At 71.3% G+C, this 19,232-nt stretch carries 17 protein-coding genes; 9 read left to right on the top strand and 8 right to left on the bottom strand.

Going from position 1 to position 19,232, the window contains the following annotated elements; genetic code table 11:
• Positions 1 to 33: 33 nt before the first annotated feature.
• From ACTMVF_RS27480 to ACTMVF_RS27470, 3 genes are all read right to left on the bottom strand, one after another.
• Positions 34 to 1,143, bottom strand: a complete 1,110-nt coding sequence (locus ACTMVF_RS27480) for a SchA/CurD-like domain-containing protein (protein WP_441273772.1) — start codon at positions 1,141 to 1,143, stop codon at positions 34 to 36.
• 673 nt (positions 1,144 to 1,816) lie between these two features.
• A complete protein-coding gene (locus tag ACTMVF_RS27475) occupies positions 1,817 to 2,110 on the bottom strand; it encodes an MTH1187 family thiamine-binding protein (RefSeq protein WP_328750594.1) in 294 nt (97 codons plus the stop codon).
• Positions 2,107 to 2,451 (bottom strand): DUF3817 domain-containing protein, encoded by a 345-nt coding sequence (locus ACTMVF_RS27470; RefSeq protein WP_441273771.1) that lies wholly within the window; start codon positions 2,449 to 2,451, stop codon positions 2,107 to 2,109. Before ACTMVF_RS27470 ends, ACTMVF_RS27475 begins: the two co-directional genes overlap by 4 nt.
• 191 nt (positions 2,452 to 2,642) lie before the next feature.
• On the opposite strand from ACTMVF_RS27470, the gene ACTMVF_RS27465 reads away from it, so the two are divergent.
• From ACTMVF_RS27465 to ACTMVF_RS27450, 4 genes are all read left to right on the top strand, one after another.
• Positions 2,643 to 3,275: an AIM24 family protein gene (locus ACTMVF_RS27465; RefSeq protein WP_441273818.1), complete on the top strand. Its 633-nt coding sequence runs from the start codon at positions 2,643 to 2,645 to the stop codon at positions 3,273 to 3,275.
• Position 3,276: 1 nt separating this feature from the next.
• A complete protein-coding gene (locus ACTMVF_RS27460; protein WP_441273770.1) occupies positions 3,277 to 3,927 on the top strand; it encodes an AIM24 family protein in 651 nt (216 codons plus the stop codon).
• Positions 3,924 to 4,721: an AIM24 family protein gene (locus tag ACTMVF_RS27455; protein ID WP_441273769.1), complete on the top strand. Its 798-nt coding sequence runs from the start codon at positions 3,924 to 3,926 to the stop codon at positions 4,719 to 4,721. The genes ACTMVF_RS27460 and ACTMVF_RS27455 overlap by 4 nt, the downstream gene beginning before the upstream one ends.
• Positions 4,722 to 4,822: 101 nt before the next feature.
• Complete coding sequence (locus tag ACTMVF_RS27450) at positions 4,823 to 5,299, top strand: MarR family winged helix-turn-helix transcriptional regulator (RefSeq protein WP_441273768.1); 477 nt, start codon at positions 4,823 to 4,825, stop codon at positions 5,297 to 5,299.
• Positions 5,300 to 5,321: 22 nt separating this feature from the next.
• On the opposite strand, the gene ACTMVF_RS27445 is transcribed toward ACTMVF_RS27450, so the two are convergent.
• Entirely contained in the window at positions 5,322 to 6,749 is a 1,428-nt protein-coding gene (locus tag ACTMVF_RS27445; protein WP_441273767.1) for a sensor histidine kinase, read from the bottom strand.
• Complete coding sequence (locus ACTMVF_RS27440) at positions 6,746 to 7,423, bottom strand: response regulator transcription factor (RefSeq protein WP_441273766.1); 678 nt, start codon at positions 7,421 to 7,423, stop codon at positions 6,746 to 6,748. Before ACTMVF_RS27440 ends, ACTMVF_RS27445 begins: the two co-directional genes overlap by 4 nt.
• Before the next feature lie 125 nt (positions 7,424 to 7,548).
• Between ACTMVF_RS27440 and ACTMVF_RS27435 the strand changes: the two genes are divergently transcribed.
• Complete coding sequence (locus ACTMVF_RS27435) at positions 7,549 to 8,229, top strand: PepSY domain-containing protein (RefSeq protein WP_441273765.1); 681 nt, start codon at positions 7,549 to 7,551, stop codon at positions 8,227 to 8,229.
• Between the two features lie 179 nt (positions 8,230 to 8,408).
• Here ACTMVF_RS27435 and ACTMVF_RS27430 read toward each other — a convergent pair whose 3' ends face one another.
• The 3 genes from ACTMVF_RS27430 to ACTMVF_RS27420 form a co-directional block, all read right to left on the bottom strand.
• A complete protein-coding gene (locus tag ACTMVF_RS27430; protein WP_441273764.1) occupies positions 8,409 to 9,671 on the bottom strand; it encodes an MFS transporter in 1,263 nt (420 codons plus the stop codon).
• A gap of 515 nt (positions 9,672 to 10,186) precedes the next feature.
• Positions 10,187 to 11,143: a methylmalonyl Co-A mutase-associated GTPase MeaB gene (gene meaB / locus ACTMVF_RS27425; RefSeq protein ID WP_403332775.1), complete on the bottom strand. Its 957-nt coding sequence runs from the start codon at positions 11,141 to 11,143 to the stop codon at positions 10,187 to 10,189.
• A gap of 39 nt (positions 11,144 to 11,182) precedes the next feature.
• Entirely contained in the window at positions 11,183 to 12,385 is a 1,203-nt protein-coding gene (locus tag ACTMVF_RS27420; RefSeq protein ID WP_441273763.1) for an acetyl-CoA C-acetyltransferase, read from the bottom strand.
• A 148-nt stretch (positions 12,386 to 12,533) separates the two neighbouring features.
• On the opposite strand from ACTMVF_RS27420, the gene mce reads away from it, so the two are divergent.
• The 4 genes from mce to ACTMVF_RS27400 all read left to right on the top strand — a co-directional run bounded on the left by mce (position 12,534) and on the right by ACTMVF_RS27400 (position 19,232).
• A complete protein-coding gene (mce, locus tag ACTMVF_RS27415) occupies positions 12,534 to 12,974 on the top strand; it encodes a methylmalonyl-CoA epimerase (protein WP_048582912.1) in 441 nt (146 codons plus the stop codon).
• Positions 12,975 to 13,206: 232 nt separating this feature from the next.
• Entirely contained in the window at positions 13,207 to 17,055 is a 3,849-nt protein-coding gene (gene scy / locus ACTMVF_RS27410; RefSeq protein ID WP_441273762.1) for a polarized growth protein Scy, read from the top strand.
• A gap of 183 nt (positions 17,056 to 17,238) precedes the next feature.
• Positions 17,239 to 18,174: a hypothetical protein gene (locus tag ACTMVF_RS27405; RefSeq protein ID WP_062709803.1), complete on the top strand. Its 936-nt coding sequence runs from the start codon at positions 17,239 to 17,241 to the stop codon at positions 18,172 to 18,174.
• A gap of 86 nt (positions 18,175 to 18,260) precedes the next feature.
• On the top strand, positions 18,261 to 19,232 hold the full coding sequence (locus ACTMVF_RS27400; RefSeq protein WP_441273761.1) for an ABC transporter ATP-binding protein: 972 nt from the start codon (positions 18,261 to 18,263) through the stop codon (positions 19,230 to 19,232).

Raw genomic sequence — 19,232 nt, 5'->3', positions numbered from 1 at the left:
GTTCGGTGGGGTGTGGGTCCCTGCGCTGCGCCGTCAGGACTGCGCAGCCCTGCGGTCGGTGATCAGCGCCATGTCGGCGTGCGTCAGGAGGCGGGTCGCCTCCCGCTCGCCCGCGGGCGGTCCCGCCACGCCGAGCGCGTCGCCGTCGAGCAGCCGGGCCAGCACGGCGGCCTTGCGCGGGCCGTGGATGCCGAGCACCCTGACCGGATCGGCCTCGGGGTCACCGCGTACGTCGACGAGGCGGACGACGATGTCCTCCCGCTGGAAGACGGTGCTGCGGTGGACGGGGCCGGCCGGGTCGGCGGCCGCGGTCTCGTCCTGCCGGGAGAGCAGCCGGGCCAGCGCCATCCCGCAGCCCGGGCGGGCCGGGTAGTACAGGGCGTGCCGGGTGAGGCCGTCCGGTTCCGGTCCGCCGCGTGCCACATGATGGACGGCCGGCATGGCGGCGCGGGCGAAGAAGGCCCTCGCGGACTCGGGGTCGGACAGGTCGCGGTGCTGCTCCAGGTGGGGGTTGAGGGCCTCCTCGACGGCCCGTACCTCGGGCTGCCGCGAGACGTGGCGCAGGGCGGCCATCAGGTCGCCCTCCACCTCGACGGTGCGGACGACCCGGTTGCCGTGGAGGAACAGGGTGGTGCGGCGCAGCCGCGTGGAGTCGTCGACGCGGGCCTGGGGCGGCGCGTAGCCGGCGAGGATCTCCGTGACCTTGGACTCGGAGCCGGGCTTGACGGTGAAGGTCAGGGCGTGGCGTGTCACACCGTCGCCCACCCGTACGGTCGTCTGGAGTCCGCCGGTGTCCGGGCGGGCGCGGCCGGTCTCACGGACGACGCCGTAACGCATCGACCGCAGCTCACGGACGCAGTTCTGCAGGGGCCTGACCGTCTCGAGATGCTCTTCACTGTTCACCCAGGCGAGGTACGGCGGGGCGGTGGCCCATTCGCTCGTGATGACCCACTGGGACGGGTTCTCCAGGGACTGGCACAACTGGTCACCGAGGTGACCGGGAACCGACGCGACTCGGTCACGCATGTGCTCGTACGCGTCGAGGAACTCTTGCTGGGCGCCTTCGTGGAGATCGACGAGCAGGATGACGCGCATCCTGGAACCGTCGAATGCCGACTGGGATGTATAGGGCGAAGTGGTCATCCGGCGGACCCTTCCTTCGCGGGAGCAAGCGGCGGCCGTCCGTGTTCACCTGCGGGAACGCGGGTTTCGGCCCTGAGCCTTCATCGTGGGTCAGGGCTACGGGGACCGCGAGCCGCGCGGGCCAATTGAGGGAACTGGCCGCGAGGGGGTGCTCGCTGGGGCCGACGGCGTGTCAGGGGAGGCGGGGGGCGCGGTATGTGCCGTCGCGGGGGCGCGGGTTGGGGAGGCGCGGTGGGTGCCGTCGCGGGGGCGCGGGTTGGGAGGCGCGGTGAGTGCGCGTCCATGCCTGCGGCGGCCCGTTGCGATGGGTGGGGGTTCGCGTAGCGCCTGCGGGTGGGGGGTGGGGCGGGGCCGCGTCGGGGGGTGTCCGTCCTCGGTCCGGTGGTGGGCCTTGCGCGAGAGGTGCCGTTTGTTGACACCGGACTCTGCGGGCGGACACCCCCCGACGCGTCCCCTCGCCGCCGTACGCGTCTGCGGCGCCGCGGGGGCCATCGTCTGGAGGGCGGGTGTCGAAGGTCCGTTCGGGGCGGGGACTTGGGTACGGCGGCTAAGCAGGTCGGGCGAAGTCCGCTGCGGTTCGGCAGCGCCCCAAAGGGGCGCGGGGAACTGCGCGACCAGCCGCGATGGCGCCGCAGACGACCGACGACACATCGCGGCACTTCAAGCGGAGCGCTTAGTCGGCCAGGTGGCGTTCCACCGTCTCCACCTTGGAGGTGAGGCCGTCGGTCACGCCGGGGCGGATGTCGGCCTTGAGGACCAGTGAGACGCGCGGTGCCCGGGCCTCTACGGCGGCTACGGCGCGCTTGACGACGTCCATGACCTCGTCCCACTCGCCCTCGATGGAGGTGAACATCGCGTCGGTGCGGTTGGGCAGGCCGGACTCGCGGACCACCCGGACGGCGTCGGCTACGTACTCCCCCACGTCCTCGCCGACGCCGAGCGGGGTCACGGAGAAGGCGACGATCATGCGTTGACCTTGCCTTCCCTGCGGGCGCGGGCAGCGATGACCGCGTCCTCGGCCTCGCGCTTGAGCTTGCGCTCGGCGAAGAAGCCGCCGGCCGGCAGGACGGAGAGGACGAAGTAGAGGGCCGCAGTCTTCAGGGACCACTTGGTGCGATTCCAGGCGTCCGCCCAGAAGATCACGTACAGGATGAAGAGAACGCCGTGGACCATGCCCATCACGGGCACCGCGTTGAAGTCGGTGGTCCGCTTCAGCACCGAGCAGACGAGCAGGAGCAGGAACGACACCGCCTCGGGGCCCGAGACGAGACGGAGGCGGCGGAGGGCGGTGGCGGTCTTGATGTCCACGGGTCACCTTCGGTGGGTTCGGCGGGAGAGACGTGGGTCGGCTCGGATTCAGCTTGTGAACGCAAGCACAAACGCTCGCCCATTGTGGCAAACGCCGGGAGCGCGTGTGGCTCGGGGTGCCGTCAGGGGTGATGTCCACCTTCAGGACCTTTTGGCGGATGGCACCGCGGGCTACCTTTCGCTGCGTGGCGATGTTCCGACTTCAGGGCAGCAAGGTGCTCGCCGTCGACATGACCGGGGACGCCGTGAAGGCGAAGAACGGCTCGATGGTCGCGTACGACGGGCAGATGGCCTTCAAGAAGATGAGCGGTGGCGGGGAGGGCATCCGGGGCATGGTGACCCGGCGGCTCACCGGCGAGCAGATGACGTTGATGGAGGTGAAAGGGCACGGGACGTGCTGGTTCGCGGACCGGGCCTCGGAGATCAACCTGGTGAATCTCCAGGGGGACAAGCTGTATGTGGAGTCGAGCAATCTGCTCGCGACCGACGCGGGGCTGCGGACCGGGACCAGCTTTACGGGGATGCGCGGCGCCTCGCAGGGCAACGGGCTGTTCACCACCACCGTCGAGGGGCACGGACAGGCGGCGATCATGTCGGACGGGCCGGCGGTGGTGCTGCGGGTCAGCTCGCAGTACCCGTTGACCGTCGATCCGGGGGCCTATGTGGCCCATCAGGGGAATCTGCGGCAGTCCTTCCAGTCCGGTGTGACCTTCCGCACTCTGATGGGTGAGGGCGGTGGCGAGGCCTTCCAGATCCGGTTCGAGGGGGACGGACTGGTGTACGTACAGCCGAGCGAGCGGAACACGATCGCGGGGGACGTGTGACATGGGCTTCCGTGAGATCAACTCCAGGATGGTCGAGGCGACGGTCGTGCCCGGGCAGCGGCTGTTCAGTCAGCGGGGTGCGATGCTCGCCTACCAGGGCGAGGTGTCCTTCACGCCCAATATGGGCGGTGGCCAGGGCGGGATCATGTCGATGATCGGGCGCCGGGTGGCCGACGAGGACACTCCGCTGATGACCGTCGAGGGCAGCGGCACCGTGCTCTTCGGGCACGGCGGCCATCACGTCCAGGTGATCAACCTCTCCGGCGACACCCTGTGCGTCGAGGCGGACCGTCTCCTCGCCTTCGAGGGCACCCTCCAGCAGGGCACGATGTTCCTCGGCTCGCAGGGCGGCGTCATGGGCATGGTCCGGGGACAGATCAGCGGGCAGGGGCTGTTCACCACGACCCTCAAGGGGCATGGGGCTGTGGCGGTCATGGCGCACGGCGGTGTCTTCGAGATTCCGATCACCCCGCAGCGGCCCGTCCATGTCGACCCCCAGGCGTATGTGGCCCATCACGGCGACGTGCGCAACAAGCTGTCCACCGCGCTCGGCTGGCGGGACATGGTGGGCCGCGGCTCCGGCGAGGCCTTCCAGCTGGAGCTGAGCGGGAGCGGTGCGGTGTACGTCCAGGCGTCGGAGGAGAAGCTGTGAGCCACTACCCGGGCGCGGGTCCGACCGTGTACGACCCCATGACGCTGCCCTCCGACGACAACGTCAACGCCTACACCTTCTGCGTGGAGCTCAAAGGGAGCCAGTGGTTCCTGCAGAAGGGGAAGATGATCGCCTACTACGGCTCGATGGAGTTCAACGGCATCGGGCACGGGCGACTCGACCGACTTGTCCGTACGTCCTTTCATTCGCCTCTGCACGCGAGCGACTGGGTCGTGGCCGAGGGCTCGGGCAAGATGCTGCTGGCCGACCGGGCCTTTGATGTGAACTCGTACGACCTCGAAGACGGCAACCTGACCATTCGCTCGGGCAACCTGCTCGCTTTTCAGCCAAGTCTCGCGCTCAAGCAATCGATTGTGCCGGGTTTTCTGACACTGATCGGAACCGGAAAGTTCGTGGCCGCATCTAACGGTCCGGTGGTGTTCATGGAACCCCCGATCCGGGTGGACCCGCAGGCCCTCGTCGGCTGGGCCGACTGCCCGTCGCCGTGCCACCACTACGACCATGGCTACATGACCGGCGTAATGGGCGGTCTACGTGCACTGACGGGCCTCGGCGGGGCCTCCGGAGAGGAGCATCAGTTCGAGTTCGTCGGAGCCGGGACCGTGCTGCTCCAGTCGACCGAGACCCTCATGGCCGAGCAGGCCACAGGGGCGGTTCCACCGGACGCCGGAGTGCCCGGCGCCGGCGGGACGCACACAGGCCCTTCACAAGTGGCCGGGACACCGCGCCTTCCCGGACAGCTGGGAGACCTCCAGCGTCGCTTCGGGCTGTGAGCGGTAGTCTGCGGAGTGTGACATCGAACGTGTGCGCACACAGGGATGTCACAGAAAACCCTCACTAGTTCGCCTTTCAACATTTTAGGTAGACTTCATTTATGGAGACCGAGACGGCCACCCGCTGGCTGAGCGATGCGGAGCAGTGCGCCTGGCGCACCCACCTGGAGGTCAACAGGCTGTTGACGTACCAGCTCGAGAGGGACCTGCAGCCGTTCGGCCTGACCATGAACGACTACGAGATCCTGGTGAATCTCTCCGAGTCGGACGACGTACGGATGCGGATGAGCGACCTCGCGTCGGCCACCCTCCAGTCCAAGAGCCGCCTCTCCCACCAGATCACCCGGATGGAGAACGCGAACCTGGTCCGGCGGGAGAACTGCGAGTCCGACCGCCGCGGGCTCTACGCGGTGCTCACCGAGCACGGCATGGAGACGATGCAGAAGGTCGCGCCGCATCATGTGGCGTCCGTGCGGAGGCACTTCATCGACCTGTTGCCCCTCGAGTCCCTGACGGAGCTCGACAAGGCCCTCAAGCCGATCGCGGAGCACCTGCGCGGTCAGCGCGGGCGCCCGTGACCCGGGCGGACCCGCCCGGTACCTACTGAGCCTGCGGCAGGCGGAGTTCGAACAGGGCTCCGCCCGCCGGCGCCCGGCCCACGGTGAGCGTGCCACCGTGCCGTACGGCCACGTCGCGGGCGATGGCCAGACCCAGCCCGGCGCCGCCGTCGTCGCGGCTGCGGGCCTCGTCGAGCCGTACGAACCTCTCGAAGATCCGCTCCCGGTCGGCCTCGGCCACCCCGTCCCCGTCGTCCGCGACGGCCACGACGGCCCACTCCCCGTCCTTCCGGACGGTCACGGTGACCGCCGAGCGGGCGTGCCGCTGGGCGTTGTCCAGCAGGTTGGTGAGCACCCGGCCGACCTGCCCCCGCGACCCGGTCACCTGAACGACCTGCGCCTGAACCGTCACACCGGCCCGCCCCTCCGCCTCCGCCCGGGCCAGCGCGCCCAGGTCGAACCGCGTGTCCCCGGGCCGCTCCCCCGCGTCCAGGCGGGCCAGCAGCAGCAGGTCCGCGGCCAGACCCTGGAGCCGTACGGTGTCCTCCACGGCCCCGTCGAGGTCGAGCAACTCGGGGTGGGCGGCGCCCACTTCGAGCTGGGTGCGCAGGGACGCGATCGGGCTGCGCAGCTCGTGCGAGACGTCGGCGACGAACCGGCGCTGGCGTTCCACCGAGGTCTGCAGGGCGGCCAGCGTCTCGTTCGTGGTCAGCGCGAGGTGGGCGACCTCGTCGTGCGTGTCCGGCACCGGTACGCGGCGCGCGAGGTCCTCGGAGGCGGTGATCGCGGCCATCTCGCCGCGGATGCCCTCGACCGGGCGCAGGGCACGTCGGGTGACCAGCCAGGTGACGGCCGCGACGACGCCGAGCAGCAGCGGGAAGCCGATCAGCATGACGGTCAGCGCCGTCCTGACGGCGCCCTGTTCGGCGGAGAGCGGGGCGCCCGCGTACACGGTGAGCGTGCCCCTGCCCTCGACCTCCACCTGGACCTTGGCGAAGCGGTAGTCGTCGGTCTCGCCGTCGAGCGTGGCGGTGCCGTTCGTGAAGGTGGTGTGCTCGCCGATCTCGCCCGGGTCGAGGGATTCGAGGGCCGAGTCGTCGTCCGCGTCGTCGGAGTCCTCACCGCTGTCGGCCCCACCGGGCGAGCTCTGCGGCTGTGGCCGCACCGCCGCGGTGCCCGTGCCGCTGATCCGTTCCAGGTTCTCGCTGGCCGCGAGCAGCTTGTTGTTCTCGTCGACGACCTGGACGGGGTCGTCGTTGTCCACCGACAGCGGCTGGTCCGGTCTCGTGAGCGCGATGTCCGTGGCGACGGCCCGTGCGGTGTGTTCCGCTTCCGTGCCGGCCTGTCCGACCAGGTTGGACCGGAGCGACAGCAGTACGGCGGTCCCGGCGGCGACCAGCGCCACCGCGACGACGAGGGTGGCGGCCAGCGTCGCCCGGGACCGGACGGAGCCGAACAGGCGGCCTCTCATCGCGCGGCCTCCGCTCTGTCCAGCCGGTAACCGGCGCCCCGGACCGTGCGGATGAGCCCCGCGCGCAGCTTGCGCCGCAGAGTGCTGACGTACACCTCGACGATGTTCGGATCGCCCTCGTACGCGAAGTCCCAGACGTGCTCCAGGATCTCGGCCTTGGACACCACCTCGCCGGCCCGCACCACGAGTTGCTCCAGGACGGCGAACTCCTTGGCGGTGAGGGAGACTTCGTCGTCACCGAGGAAGACGCGGCGCGCGGCGGTGTCGACCTTGAGATCTCCGTGGACGTGCACGGGCGAGGCCCCGGTGCCCTGCCCCCCGCGCCGCAGCAGCGCCTTGACGCGGGCGACGAGGACGACGTACGAGAACGGCTTGGTGAGGTAGTCGTCGGCGCCGGTGTCCAGCCCCTCGGCCTCGTCGTACTCGCCGTCCTTGGCGGTGAGCATCAGGATCGGCACGTCATGGCCGCCGGCGCGCAGGGCGGCGCAGACGCGGTAGCCGTTCATGCCGGGCAGCATGATGTCGAGGATCACGAGGTCGTACGACCCCTCCGAGGCCCGGTACAGCCCCTCGCGGCCGTCGTGGACGACGTCCACGGCGTACCCCTCGGCCGTCAGGCCCTTGGCGAGCGACAGGGCCAGCCGCTTCTCGTCCTCCACGATCAACAGGCGCATGGGTACAGCGTGGCAAAGCGAGGCTGAAGATCTCTTCAGGGGGCTTCAGGTTCCTCTCAGCGTCGGTTCGGCAGATTGGTTCCCGTCGAAACGACGTGAAACGTGATCACCCGGGAGGGAACCCCATGAAGCGCAACATCGTCATCGCCACCGTCGCCGCCGCGGCACTGATCGGAGGCGGCACCGTCGCGGCCTACGCGTCCGGTGACGACAACGCGCCCACGCAGCAGCGGTCGACCGTACGGGTCGCAGACGACCGGGACGACAGCGCGGAGGACGCCGCGGAGGACAAGGCGGACAGGGCGGACAACACCGCCGACGACCGGGACGACGACCTCACCGAGGTCCGCTCCCAGGCCGGCACCGCCAAGGTCACCGCCGCCGACGCGATCGCGGCCGCACTGAAGCACACGCCGGGCACGGCCGTCGCCGCCGACCTGGACGACGACCGCTCGAACGTCTGGGAGGTGAACGTCGTGAAGGGCGACGGCACCGACTACGACGTCCGGGTCTCCGCGGACAACGGCAAGGCCCTCGGCGCCCAGCGCGACGACGATGACGACAACGACGGCCGCGAGGACCTCGCCGCGCTGAAGGGCGCGAGCGTGGACGCCCGCGAGGCCGCGCAGGCCGCTGCGACGAAGGGCACGGTCACCGACGTCGACCTGGACGACGACGGTCCGGCGGCCTGGAGCGTGGAGACCACGAAGGGCGAGTGGAAGGTGGACCTCAAGACGGGCAAGGTCACCCAGGACCACGACGACGACCAGAACGGTCAGGACGACCGCGACGGCGACGACGACTGACGCCGGGCCGCGCGCACGGAATCCCGCACTGCTCAGGGGCGCCCCCGGTCATTCACGGGGGGCGCCCCGAGCGCGGCGAGGCCGCCCGGCCGACGCCACGAAGGCACCATCCCGCACGCCGACGCCGACGCCGCCGCCGCCGAGCTGAACGGTCACGATGACCGCGGCGACGACGGAGATCAGGCCGCCCGCACGGCACCCCCGTCCCCCGCCTCCCCCACTTTCTCTTCCTCAGGGGCGCCCCCGTCACGGGTGGCGCCCCTCGCCGCTGCCACGGCCGCGAGCAGCGTCACCGCACCGGTCACCGCGAAGCACCACCCCGTCGACAGCCCTCCGACCAGCAGCCCGGCGGCCGCCGTGCCTGCCGTGCCCCCGGCGTTGACGGCCGTGTTCACCCAGGCCCCGGCCTGGACCCTGGCCTCGGGCGCGGCGGCCTCGTCGGCGATGAGATAGGCGGTGGTGATGGCCGGAGCCACGAAGAGCCCGGCGACCGCCATGGCCGAGGCGAGTGTGCCGAGGCCCGGTGCCAGTCCCGCGCCGAGCAGCGCCAGCCCCAGTCCTGCGGCCAGCAGCGGCAGCCGTAGCCCCGCCGAAATGCGCCACGCGACGGCCCCGTTGGCGAGCCCGCCGACGGCGCTTCCGGCCGACAGGGCGGCCAGCACCCAGGCCACGCTGTCACCGCCGTGGCCGCGCCCCTCGGCGAACGCCACGACCAGCAGTTCGACGGCGCCCAGCGCGAGCCCGACGCCCGCCGCGGCGATCACGGGCCGCCCGATCCCGCGCAGCACCCGACGCCGGCCCCTGCCGCGCGGCCTCGCCTTCGCGTCGCCGGGCGTCACGTCCCGCACCACGGGCGACGACACGAACCCCACCGTCCCCGCCGCGATCAGCACCGCCCCGATGACGATCCCGAGCGCCGGCGGAGCGAACCCGACGACGACGCCGACCAGCAACGGGCCCGAGACGAAGAGCAGTTCCTCGGCGACGGCGTCCAGGCTGTAGGCGCGCTGCACCGACGCCCGGTCACCGGCGATCCTGCCCCACACGGCCCGCATGGTCGGCCCCAGCGGCGGAGTGCAGGCGCCCGCGGCGGCGGTCACGGCGCCCAGCACGAGCGGCGAGGCGACACCCGGGCGCCAGACAATCACCGTCAACAGCCCGAGCAGCGCGGTATAGGCCGCGGTCATCGGCACGAGCGCCCGGCGCGGGCCGTGCCGGTCGATGAGGGCCGCCCGCGCGGGCGAGAGGAAGACGCTGGTCCCGGAGAACAGCGCCATCACGACGCCCGCCACGGCGTACGACCCGGAGGCCCGGGTCACGGCGAGCATCACGGACAGCGGGACGATGCCGTACGACAGCCTGCCGAGCAGGGCCGCGGCGAAGGTGCGGCGGGCGTACGGGATCCGGAGAACGGCGGCATACGAAGGCCGCACAACAGGCATGGAAGACAAGGGAGTTCCTCGACTCGAGGCGAAAAAGGGGACACCTGATCGCCACGCCGGTTACGGCCGACCGGCCGTTCACCGTGCGTGGGCGAGGCGCGCCCTATGCCAAGAGGAGGTACATGCGGATCAACTTATCAGCGGGGCCCGGGAGTTGACCACGCCAAATCCCGGGAGCCGGCTGCCCGGTCGGGCCACGCGGGGCAAAGGACGCCGACGCATCCGAACCACGCGCTCGCAGCGGGCCACGCCAAACAACCCGCGAGACCCGCGCCCCCGCCCAGGACCGCGCACATGAAGGGACGCCGACCCATGCAAGCCCGCACTCCCAGCCGGCCACACGAACTGGCCCCGGCACACCCGAAGCCGCCCGCCCAAGCCCGGCCCACGAAAGAGCCCCGCCACCCCCGCAGACCGCCCGCCCGGACCCGGCCTCACGACAGCACCCCGCCGCACGTGCGAGCCGCCCGCCCAGGGCACGCCTCACGAAAGGCCCCCGCCGCCCCCGCGAGGCCTCAACCCTGCGTGAGCCCCGCCACCAGTTCGTCCGCCGCCCGGTACGGATCGAGCTCCCCGGCGGTGATCTTCTCCGCCAGTGCGCCGAGGCGGCGGTCGCCGTGCAGGTCGGCGATGCGTTCGCGTAGGGCGGTGACGGCGATGGTCTCCACCTCGCGGGCGGCGCGGGCGCGGCGGCGTTCCGTGAGGACGCCGTGCTCCTCCATCCAGGCGCGGTGCTTCTCCAGGGCTTCCAGGACCTCGTCGACGCCCTCGGCACGCGCGGCCACCGTCTTGACGATCGGTGGGCGCCAGTCGCCGGGGCCGCGGGACTCGCCGAGGCCGAGCATGTGGTTGAGCTCGCGGGCGGTGGCGTCGGCGCCGTCGCGGTCGGCCTTGTTGACGACGTACACGTCGCCGATCTCCAGGATGCCCGCCTTGGCCGCCTGGATACCGTCGCCCATTCCCGGGGCGAGCAGGACCACGCTCGTATCCGCCTGCGAGGCGATCTCGACCTCCGATTGGCCCACACCCACCGTCTCGACCAGGATCACGTCGCAGCCCGCCGCGTCCAGGACGCGGATCGCCTGCGGGGCGGCCCAGGCCAAACCGCCCAGGTGACCGCGTGTCGCCATCGAGCGGATGTAGACACCGGGGTCGGAGGCGTGGTCGGACATCCTCACCCGGTCGCCGAGCAGGGCGCCGCCCGAGAAGGGCGAGGACGGGTCGACGGCCAGGACGCCGACCCGCTTGCCCTGCTTGCGATACGCCGTCACCAGCGCCGAGGTCGAGGTGGACTTGCCGACACCCGGTGAGCCCGTCAACCCCACCACGTACGCGTTGCCCGTGAGCGGGGCCAGCGCCGCCATGACCTCCCGCAGCTGCGGGGACGCCCCCTCCACCAGGGAGATCAGCCGGGCCACGGCCCGCGGCCGGCCTTCCCTGGCCTGGGCCACCAGGGTGGAGACGTCCTGCATCACAGCTCCGTTCGCGAAGAGGTCCTACAAAAGGAGAACTCAGGCCTTGGGTACCCGCACGATCAGCGCGTCACCCTGACCACCGCCACCGCACAGCGCGGCCGCGCCCACGCCGCCGCCCCGCCGCTTGAGCTCCAGGGCCAGGTGCAGGACGAGCCGCGCACCCGACATACCGATCGGGTGACCCAGGGCGATGGCTCCACCGTTGACGTTCACCTTTTCCGATGACACTCCGAGGTCCTTCATTGACTGCACCGCGACGGCGGCGAAGGCCTCGTTGATCTCGATCAGGTCGAGGTCGGAGACCTCCAGGCCCTCCTTCTTCAGGGCGTGCAGGATGGCGTTCGAGGGCTGGGACTGGAGGCTGTTGTCCGGGCCCGCCACGTTGCCGTGCGCGCCGATCTCGGCGATCCAGTCCAGGCCGAGCTCCTGCGCCTTGGCCTTGCTCATGACGACGACCGCGGCGGCGCCGTCCGAGATCTGGGAGGCCGAGCCCGCCGTGATCGTGCCGTCCCTGGAGAACGCCGGGCGCAGCTTGCCCAGCGACTCGGCCGTGGTCTCCGCGCGGATGCCCTCGTCCTTGCTGAAGAGGACCGGATCGCCCTTGCGCTGCGGGATCTCGACCGGGGTGATCTCGGCCTCGAAGAGGCCGTTCTTCTGGGCGGCCGCGGCGCGCTGGTGGGACAGGGCGGCGATCTCGTCCTGCTCGGGGCGCTGGATGCCGAGGCGGGTGTTGTGCTTCTCCGTCGACTCGCCCATGGCGATGCCCTCGAAGGAGTCGGTCAGACCGTCGTGCGCCATCGCGTCGATCATCTCGATCGCGCCGTACTTGAAGCCCTCGCGGGACTTCGGCAGCAGGTGCGGGGCGTTGGTCATGGACTCCTGGCCGCCCGCGACGATCACGTCGAACTCGCCGGCGCGGATCAGCTGGTCCGCGAGGGCGATCGCGTCGAGGCCGGACAGACACACCTTGTTGATGGTGAGCGCCGGGACGTTCATCGGGATGCCGGCCTTGACGGCCGCCTGGCGGGCCGGGATCTGGCCCGCGCCGGCCTGGAGGACCTGGCCCATGATGACGTACTGCACCTGGTCGCCGCCGATCCCCGCACGGTCGAGGGCGGCCTTGATCGCGAAGCCGCCGAGGTCGGCTCCCGAGAAGGACTTCAGCGAGCCCAGCAAGCGTCCCATGGGCGTACGGGCGCCCGCGACGATCACCGAGGTACTGCTGTTCGTTCCAGACATGAGGTGCGATCCCCTTCCGGCTGCACTGCCGAGGAGTGAACGAGGGTTTACTTCGAATGTACTGAGTGGCACTCCGTGCCGTCACCGGGCCGTCGGTGTGATCGCGCGCACGTTGCGTAACCACCTCGGGGGCGCTGCACTGAGTTCCATGCTGACGCGAATCGACCACATCGGAATCGCCTGTTTCGATCTCGACAAGACCGTCGAGTTCTACCGGGCCACATACGGCTTCGAGGTGTTCCACTCCGAGGTCAACGAGGAGCAGGGCGTCCGCGAGGCCATGCTCAAGATCAACGACACCTCCGACGGCGGCGCCTCCTACCTGCAGCTTCTCGAGCCCACCCGCCCGGACTCGACCGTCGCGAAGTGGCTCGACAAGAACGGCGAGGGCGTCCACCACATCGCTTTCGGAACGGCGGATGTGGACGGCGACGCCGCCGACATCAAGGACAAGGGCGTACGCGTTCTGTACGAAGAGCCCCGGCGCGGCTCCATGGGGTCACGAATCACTTTCCTGCACCCGAAGGATTGCCATGGCGTACTGACAGAACTGGTCACTTCGGCGCCTGTTGAGTCACCTGAGCACTGACCCTCGTACATATGGGCCGGTAGGGTTGGGGGCGGTCGCCGCTCAGTCCAGGGCGACCCGGCCCCTCCGTCCGACGGGGGGACCGTCCGGGGTCCGGGTTTCGGGGGACGAGGGTGGGGCGACAGCCCGTGCTTCGCCGTTGATCTGACACCATTCCCCGGGGGCCCCGTTCGGCGGATGGACGGTGCTCGTATGGAGAGACTTGCGACCAGGGGACGGATGGGACCGCGCAGTGCGGGGCTACGAACGCCAGGAGCGAGAGCCGGCGGCTGACGTCGACCACCTCTCTCGGTTCGAGGCCGAGATGGATCGGCTGAAGACCGAGCGGGAAAAGGCGATCCAGCACGCCGAGGACCTCGGCTACCAGGTCGAGGTGCTGCGCGCCAAGTTGCACGAGGCGCGGCGCACCATCATGTCCCGGCCCGACTTCGCCGGCGGCGACATCGGCTATCAGGCCGAGCAGTTGCTGCGCAACGCCCAGGTCCAGGCCGACCAGCTGCGCCAGGAGGCGGAGCGGGAGCTGAGCCAGGCCCGCGCGCAGACCCAGCGGATCCTCCAGGAGCACGCCGAGCAGGCCGCCCGGCTCCAGGCCGAGCTGCACCAGGAGGCGGTCACGCGCCGCCAGCAGCTGGACCAGGAGCTGGCCGAGCGGCGGCAGACCGTCGAGTCGCACGTCAACGAGAACGTGGCGTGGGCGGAGCAGCTGCGCGCCCGCACCGAGCAGCAGGCCCGCCGCCTCCTCGACGAGTCGCGTGCCGAGGCCGACCAGGCCATGGCGGCCGCGCGCGCCGAGGCCGAGCGGCTCACCGGCGAGGCCCGCCAGCGGCTCACCAGCGCGGCCGAGGAGGCCCGCGCGGAGGCCGAGCAGATCCTGCGCCGCGCCCGCACGGACGCCGAGCGGCTGCTGAACGCCGCCTCCACCCAGGCCCAGGAGGCCACCGACCACGCCGAGCAGCTGCGCAGCTCCACCGCGACCGAGTCGGACGCCGCCCGCCGGCAGGCCACCGAGCTCAGCCGGGCCGCCGAGCAGCGCATGGCGGAGGCCGAGGAGGCGCTGCGCAAGGCGCAGTCCGAGGCCGAGAAGCTGGTCGCCGAGGCCAAGACGGCCGCCGAGAAGGCCCTGTCGAGCGCCGAGTCGGCCAACGAACAGCGCACGCGTACGGCCAAGGAGCAGGTCGCCCGCCTGGTCAGCGAGGCCACCAAGGAGGCCGAGTCCACCAAGGCGGACGCCGAGCAGATCGTCGCCGACGCCCGCGCCGAGGCCGAGAAGCTCCTCGCCGAGGCGGCCGAGAAGGCCCGCACGATCACCGCCGAGGAGAGCGCGACCCAGCTGTCCAAGGCGGCCAAGACGGCCGAGGACGTCCTCAACAAGGCGCAGGAGGACGCCCGGAACACCACCAAGGCCGCGGCCGAGGAGGCCGAGCGGATCCGCACGGAGGCCGAGGCCGAGGCGGACCGGCTGCGCGCCGAGGCGCACGACATCGCCGAGCAGCTCAAGGGCGCGGCGAAGGACGACACCAAGGAGTACCGCGCCAAGACGGTCGAGCTGCAGGAGGAGGCCCGCCGGCTGCGCGGCGAGGCCGAGCAGCTGCGCTCCGAGGCGGTCGCCGAGGGCGAGAAGATCCGCGCGGAGGCCCGCAAGGAGGCCGTCCAGCAGATCGAGGAGGCGGCCAAGACCGCCGAGGAGCTGCTGTCCAAGGCCAAGCAGGACGCGGACGAGCTGCGCCAGAAGGCCACGACCGACAGCGAGAAGGTCCGCACCGAGGCCATCGAGCGGGCGACGACGCTGCGCCGGCAGGCCGAGGAGACCCTCCAGCGCACCCGTCAGGAGGCCGAGCGCCACCGCGACGAGGTCGTCGAGCAGGCCGAGGGCATCAAGGCCGACGCCGAGCGCGCCGCCCGTGAACTGCGCGAGGAGACCGAGCGCGGCGTCGAGGCCCGCCGGGCGGAGGCCACCGAGGAGCTGACGCGGCTTCACGCCGACGCCGAGCAGCGGCTCGCCGCGGCCGAGCAGGCGCTCACCGACGCCCGCGAGGAGGCCGCACGCATCCGGCGCGAGGCCGCCGAGGAGACCGACCGGCTGCGCGCCGAGTCCGCCGAGCGGATCCGCACGCTGCAGCAGCAGGCCGAGGCCGAGGCCGACCGGCTGCGCAACGAGGCCGCGTCGGACGCGTCCGCGTCGCGCGCCGAGGGCGAGGCCATCGCCGTACGCCTCAGGTCGGAGGCGGCGGCCGAGGCCGAGCGGCTGAAGTCGGAGGCGCAGGACACCGCCGACCGGGTCCGTGCGGAGGCGCAGGCCGCCGCCGAGCGGCTCGCCACCGAGGCGTCCGAGACGCTGGCCGCCGCCCAGGAGGAGGCCGCCCGGCGCCGCCGCGAGGCCGAGGAGACCCTCGGTTCCGCCCGCCAGGAGGCCGACCAGGAGCGTGAGCGGGCCCGCGAGCAGAGCGAGGAGCTGCTGGCCTCCGCCCGCAAGCGGGTGGAGGAGGCGCAGGCCGAGGCGGTGCGGCTGGTCGAGGAGGCCGACCGGCGCGCCACCGAGATGGTGTCGGCGGCCGAGCAGCACGCGCAGCAGGTCCGCGACTCCGTGGCCGGGCTGCACGAGCAGGCCCAGGAGGAGATCACCGGGCTGCGCAGTGCCGCCGAGCACGCGGCGGACCGGACCCGCCGGGAGGCGCAGGAGGAGGCGGACCGGGTCCGCTCCGACGCCTACGCCGAGCGGGAACGGGCCAGCGAGGACGCGGGCCGCATCCGGCGCGAGGCGAACGAGGAGTCCCAGGCCGCCAAGTCCCTCGCCGAGCGGACGGTCGCGGAGGCGATCGCCGAGGCGGAGCGGCTGCGGTCGGACGCCGCAGAGCACGCCCAGCGGGTGCGTACGGAGGCGTCGGACGCCATCGCCGAGGCCGACCAGGCCGCGTCGCGCACCCGGGCCGACGCCCGCGAGGACGCCAACCGGATCCGGTCGGACGCGGCGACGCAGGCGGACACCCTCATCACCGAGGCGCGTTCGGAGGCCGAGCGGCTCCAGTCGGAGACGATCGCGGAGGCCGACCGGGTGCGCACCGACGCGCTCGCCAAGGCCGAGAAGCTGGTCGGGGACGCCACGTCGGAGGCGGAGCGGCTGCGCGCCGAGGCAGCGGAGACGGTCGGGTCCGCGCAAGCGCACGCCGAGCGGGTCCGCAGCGACTCGGAGCGGGTCAAGGCCGAGGCGGCCGCGGAGGCCGAGCGGCTGGTGACGTCCGCGCGTGAGGAGGCCGAGCGCACCCTCGACGAGGCCCGCAAGGACGCCAACAAGCGGCGCTCCGAGGCGGCCGAGCAGGTCGACAAGCTCATCAGCGAGACCACGGCCGAGGCGGACAAGCTGCTGTCGGAGGCGCAGCAGCAGGCGCACAAGACGACCGCGGACGCCGAGGGACAGGCCGACACCATGGTCGGCGCCGCCCGCAAGGAGGCCGACCGGCTCGTCTCCGAGGCGACGGTCGAGGGCAACTCCATGGTGGAGAAGGCCCGTACCGACGCGGACGAGCTGCTCGTCGGCGCCCGCCGGGACGCCACCGCGATCAGGGAGCGCGCGGAGGAGCTGCGCGACCGCATCACGAGCGAGATCGAGGCGCTGCACGAGCGGGCCCGCCGCGAGGCCGCCGAGACGATGAAGTCGACCGGCGACCGCTGCGACGCGCTCATCAAGGCCGCCGAGGAGCAGTTGGCCAAGGCGCAGGCGAAGGCCAAGGAGATCGTCTCGGAGGCCAACTCCGAGGCGGGCAAGGTCCGTATCGCCGCCGTGAAGAAGGCCGAGGGGCTCCTGAAGGAGGCCGAGCAGAAGCGGTCGACGCTGATCAAGGAGGCCGAGGAGCTCAAGGCCGAGGCGATCCGCGAGGCCAGGCGCACGGTCGAGGAGGGCAAGCGCGAGCTGGAGGTGCTCGTGCGGCGCCGCGAGGACATCAACGCCGAAATCTCGCGCGTCCAGGACGTGCTGGAGGCGTTGGAGTCCTTCGAGGCACCGTCCGGGGGCAAGGACGGCGGGGTCAAGGCCGGTGCGACGGTGGGTGCCCCCCGATCGGGTGGCAAGTCGTCAGAGAGCTAGCGCAGCGAGCGGGTTCCGGTGTCTCCTGGGGCCTTTGACCAAGTTTTTGGCAAGCCGTCCGACGGTTAGCCACTCAAAAGGGGTCTCATTCTCCAGATCAAACACGTATCCGCTCGATGACACACCGCTTCGGCCCCTAGGATTCCACTTATCACCTCACCGGTCTCATTCGACAGGAACCCCATGAGCGACACTTCCCCCTACGGCTTCGAGCTTGTGCGGCGTGGGTACGACCGCGCTCAGGTGGACGAACGAATCTCCAAGCTCGTCTCCGACCGTGACAGCGCTCTCGCCCGCATCACCGCTCTGGAAAAGCGCATCGAGGAGCTCCACCTCGAAACGCAGAACGCCCAGGCCCAGGTAACCGACGCAGAGCCGTCGTACGCCGGTCTCGGCGCGCGTGTCGAGAAGATCCTCCGCCTCGCCGAGGAAGAGGCCAAGGATCTGCGCGAGGAGGCCCGCCGCGCCGCCGAGCAGCACCGCGAGCTCGCCGAATCGGCGGCCCAGCAGGTCCGCAACGACGCAGAATCGTTCGCTGCGGAGCGCAAGGCCAAGGCCGAGGACGAGGGCGTCCGGATCGTCGAGAAGGCCAAGAGTGACGCGTCCCAGCTGCGCTCCGAGGCGCAGAAGGACGCGCAGTCCAAGCGTGAGGAGGCCGACGCCCTCTTCGAGGAGACCCGCGCCAAGGCCGCGCAGGCCGCCGCCGACTTCGAGACGAACCTCGCCAAGCGTCGCGAGCAGTCCGAGCGCGACCTGGCGTCCCGTCAGGCCAAGGCCGAGAAGCGTCTCGCGGAGATCGAGCACCGCGCGGAGCAGCTCCGCCTGGAGGCCGAGAAGCTGCGCACCGACGCCGAGCGCCGCGCCCGCCAGACGGTGGAGACGGCTCAGCGCCAGGCCGAGGACATCGTGGCCGACGCCAACGCCAAGGCCGACCGGATCCGTTCGGAATCCGAGCGCGAGCTCGCGGCGCTCACCAACCGCCGCGACAGCATCAACGCTCAGCTGACGAACGTCCGCGAGATGCTGGCGACCCTCACGGGCGCCGCGGTGGCCGCCGCCGGCACCCCGGCCGAGGACGAGCCGATCTCCCGCGGTGTCCCGGCGCAGCAGACCCGGTAACCGTTCGGCGTACGTCGTCTGAACATCTGTGAAGCCCCCTGCCACTCCGGTGGCAGGGGGCTTTGTGGCGTTTTAGCGTGGTCGGCATGATCGAGCTCGAGGGGCTGACCAAGCGGTACGGCGAGAAGGTGGCGGTCAACAACCTCACCTTCACCGTCAGACCTGGCATCGTCACCGGGTTCCTCGGTCCCAACGGCGCCGGGAAGTCCACCACGATGCGGATGGTCCTCGGCCTCGACCACCCCACGGCCGGCGACGTCCGTATCGACGGCAAGCACTACGGCGAGCTCAAGGACCCCCTGACGTACATCGGCGCCCTGCTGGAGGCGAAGGCCTGGCACGGCGGGCGCAGCGCCTACAACCACCTGCTGTGCCTCGCGCAGAGCAACGGCATCCCGAAGCGGCGGGTGCGGGAGGTACTGGAGACGGTGGGCCTCACGGCGGTCGCCCGCAAGAAGACCAAGGGCTTCTCGATGGGCATGGGGCAGCGGCTCGGCATCGCGGGGGCGCTGCTGGGCGATCCACGGATCCTGATGTTCGACGAGCCGGTCAACGGGCTCGACCCCGAGGGCATCCACTGGATCCGCAACCTGATGAAATCCCTCGCCGGGCAGGGCCGTACGGTCTTCGTCTCCTCGCACCTCATGAGCGAGATGGCGCTGACCGCAGACCACCTCGTCGTGATCGGCCAGGGCCGGCTGCTCGCCGACACGTCCATGGCGGACTTCATCGCGCGGAACTCGAAGTCGTACGTCCGGATCCGCACCCCGCAGCGGGAGCTGCTGCTCGACGTGCTGCACACGGCCGGGATCACGGCCGTCGAGTCGGGCAACGGCACGCTGGAGGTCGACGGCGGCAAGGCGGAGCAGATCGGGGAGCTGGCGGCGCGGCACGGGGTCGTGCTGCATGAGCTGAGCCCGCAACAGGCGTCCTTGGAGGAGGCGTTCATGCAGCTGACCGCGGAGTCGGTCGAGTATCACGCGCACTCCGCGGCGCAGCCGCCCGGACAGACGCCCCCCGATCAGCGGCCGTGGGGCGAAGGCTGGAGGAGGAGCTGA

This window comes from Streptomyces sp. SD31 (assembly GCF_052068475.1).
Classification (GTDB): domain Bacteria; phylum Actinomycetota; class Actinomycetes; order Streptomycetales; family Streptomycetaceae; genus Streptomyces.
Note: the sequence above shows the minus strand (reverse complement) of the source record. Positions and strands in the feature narration are given on the sequence as shown.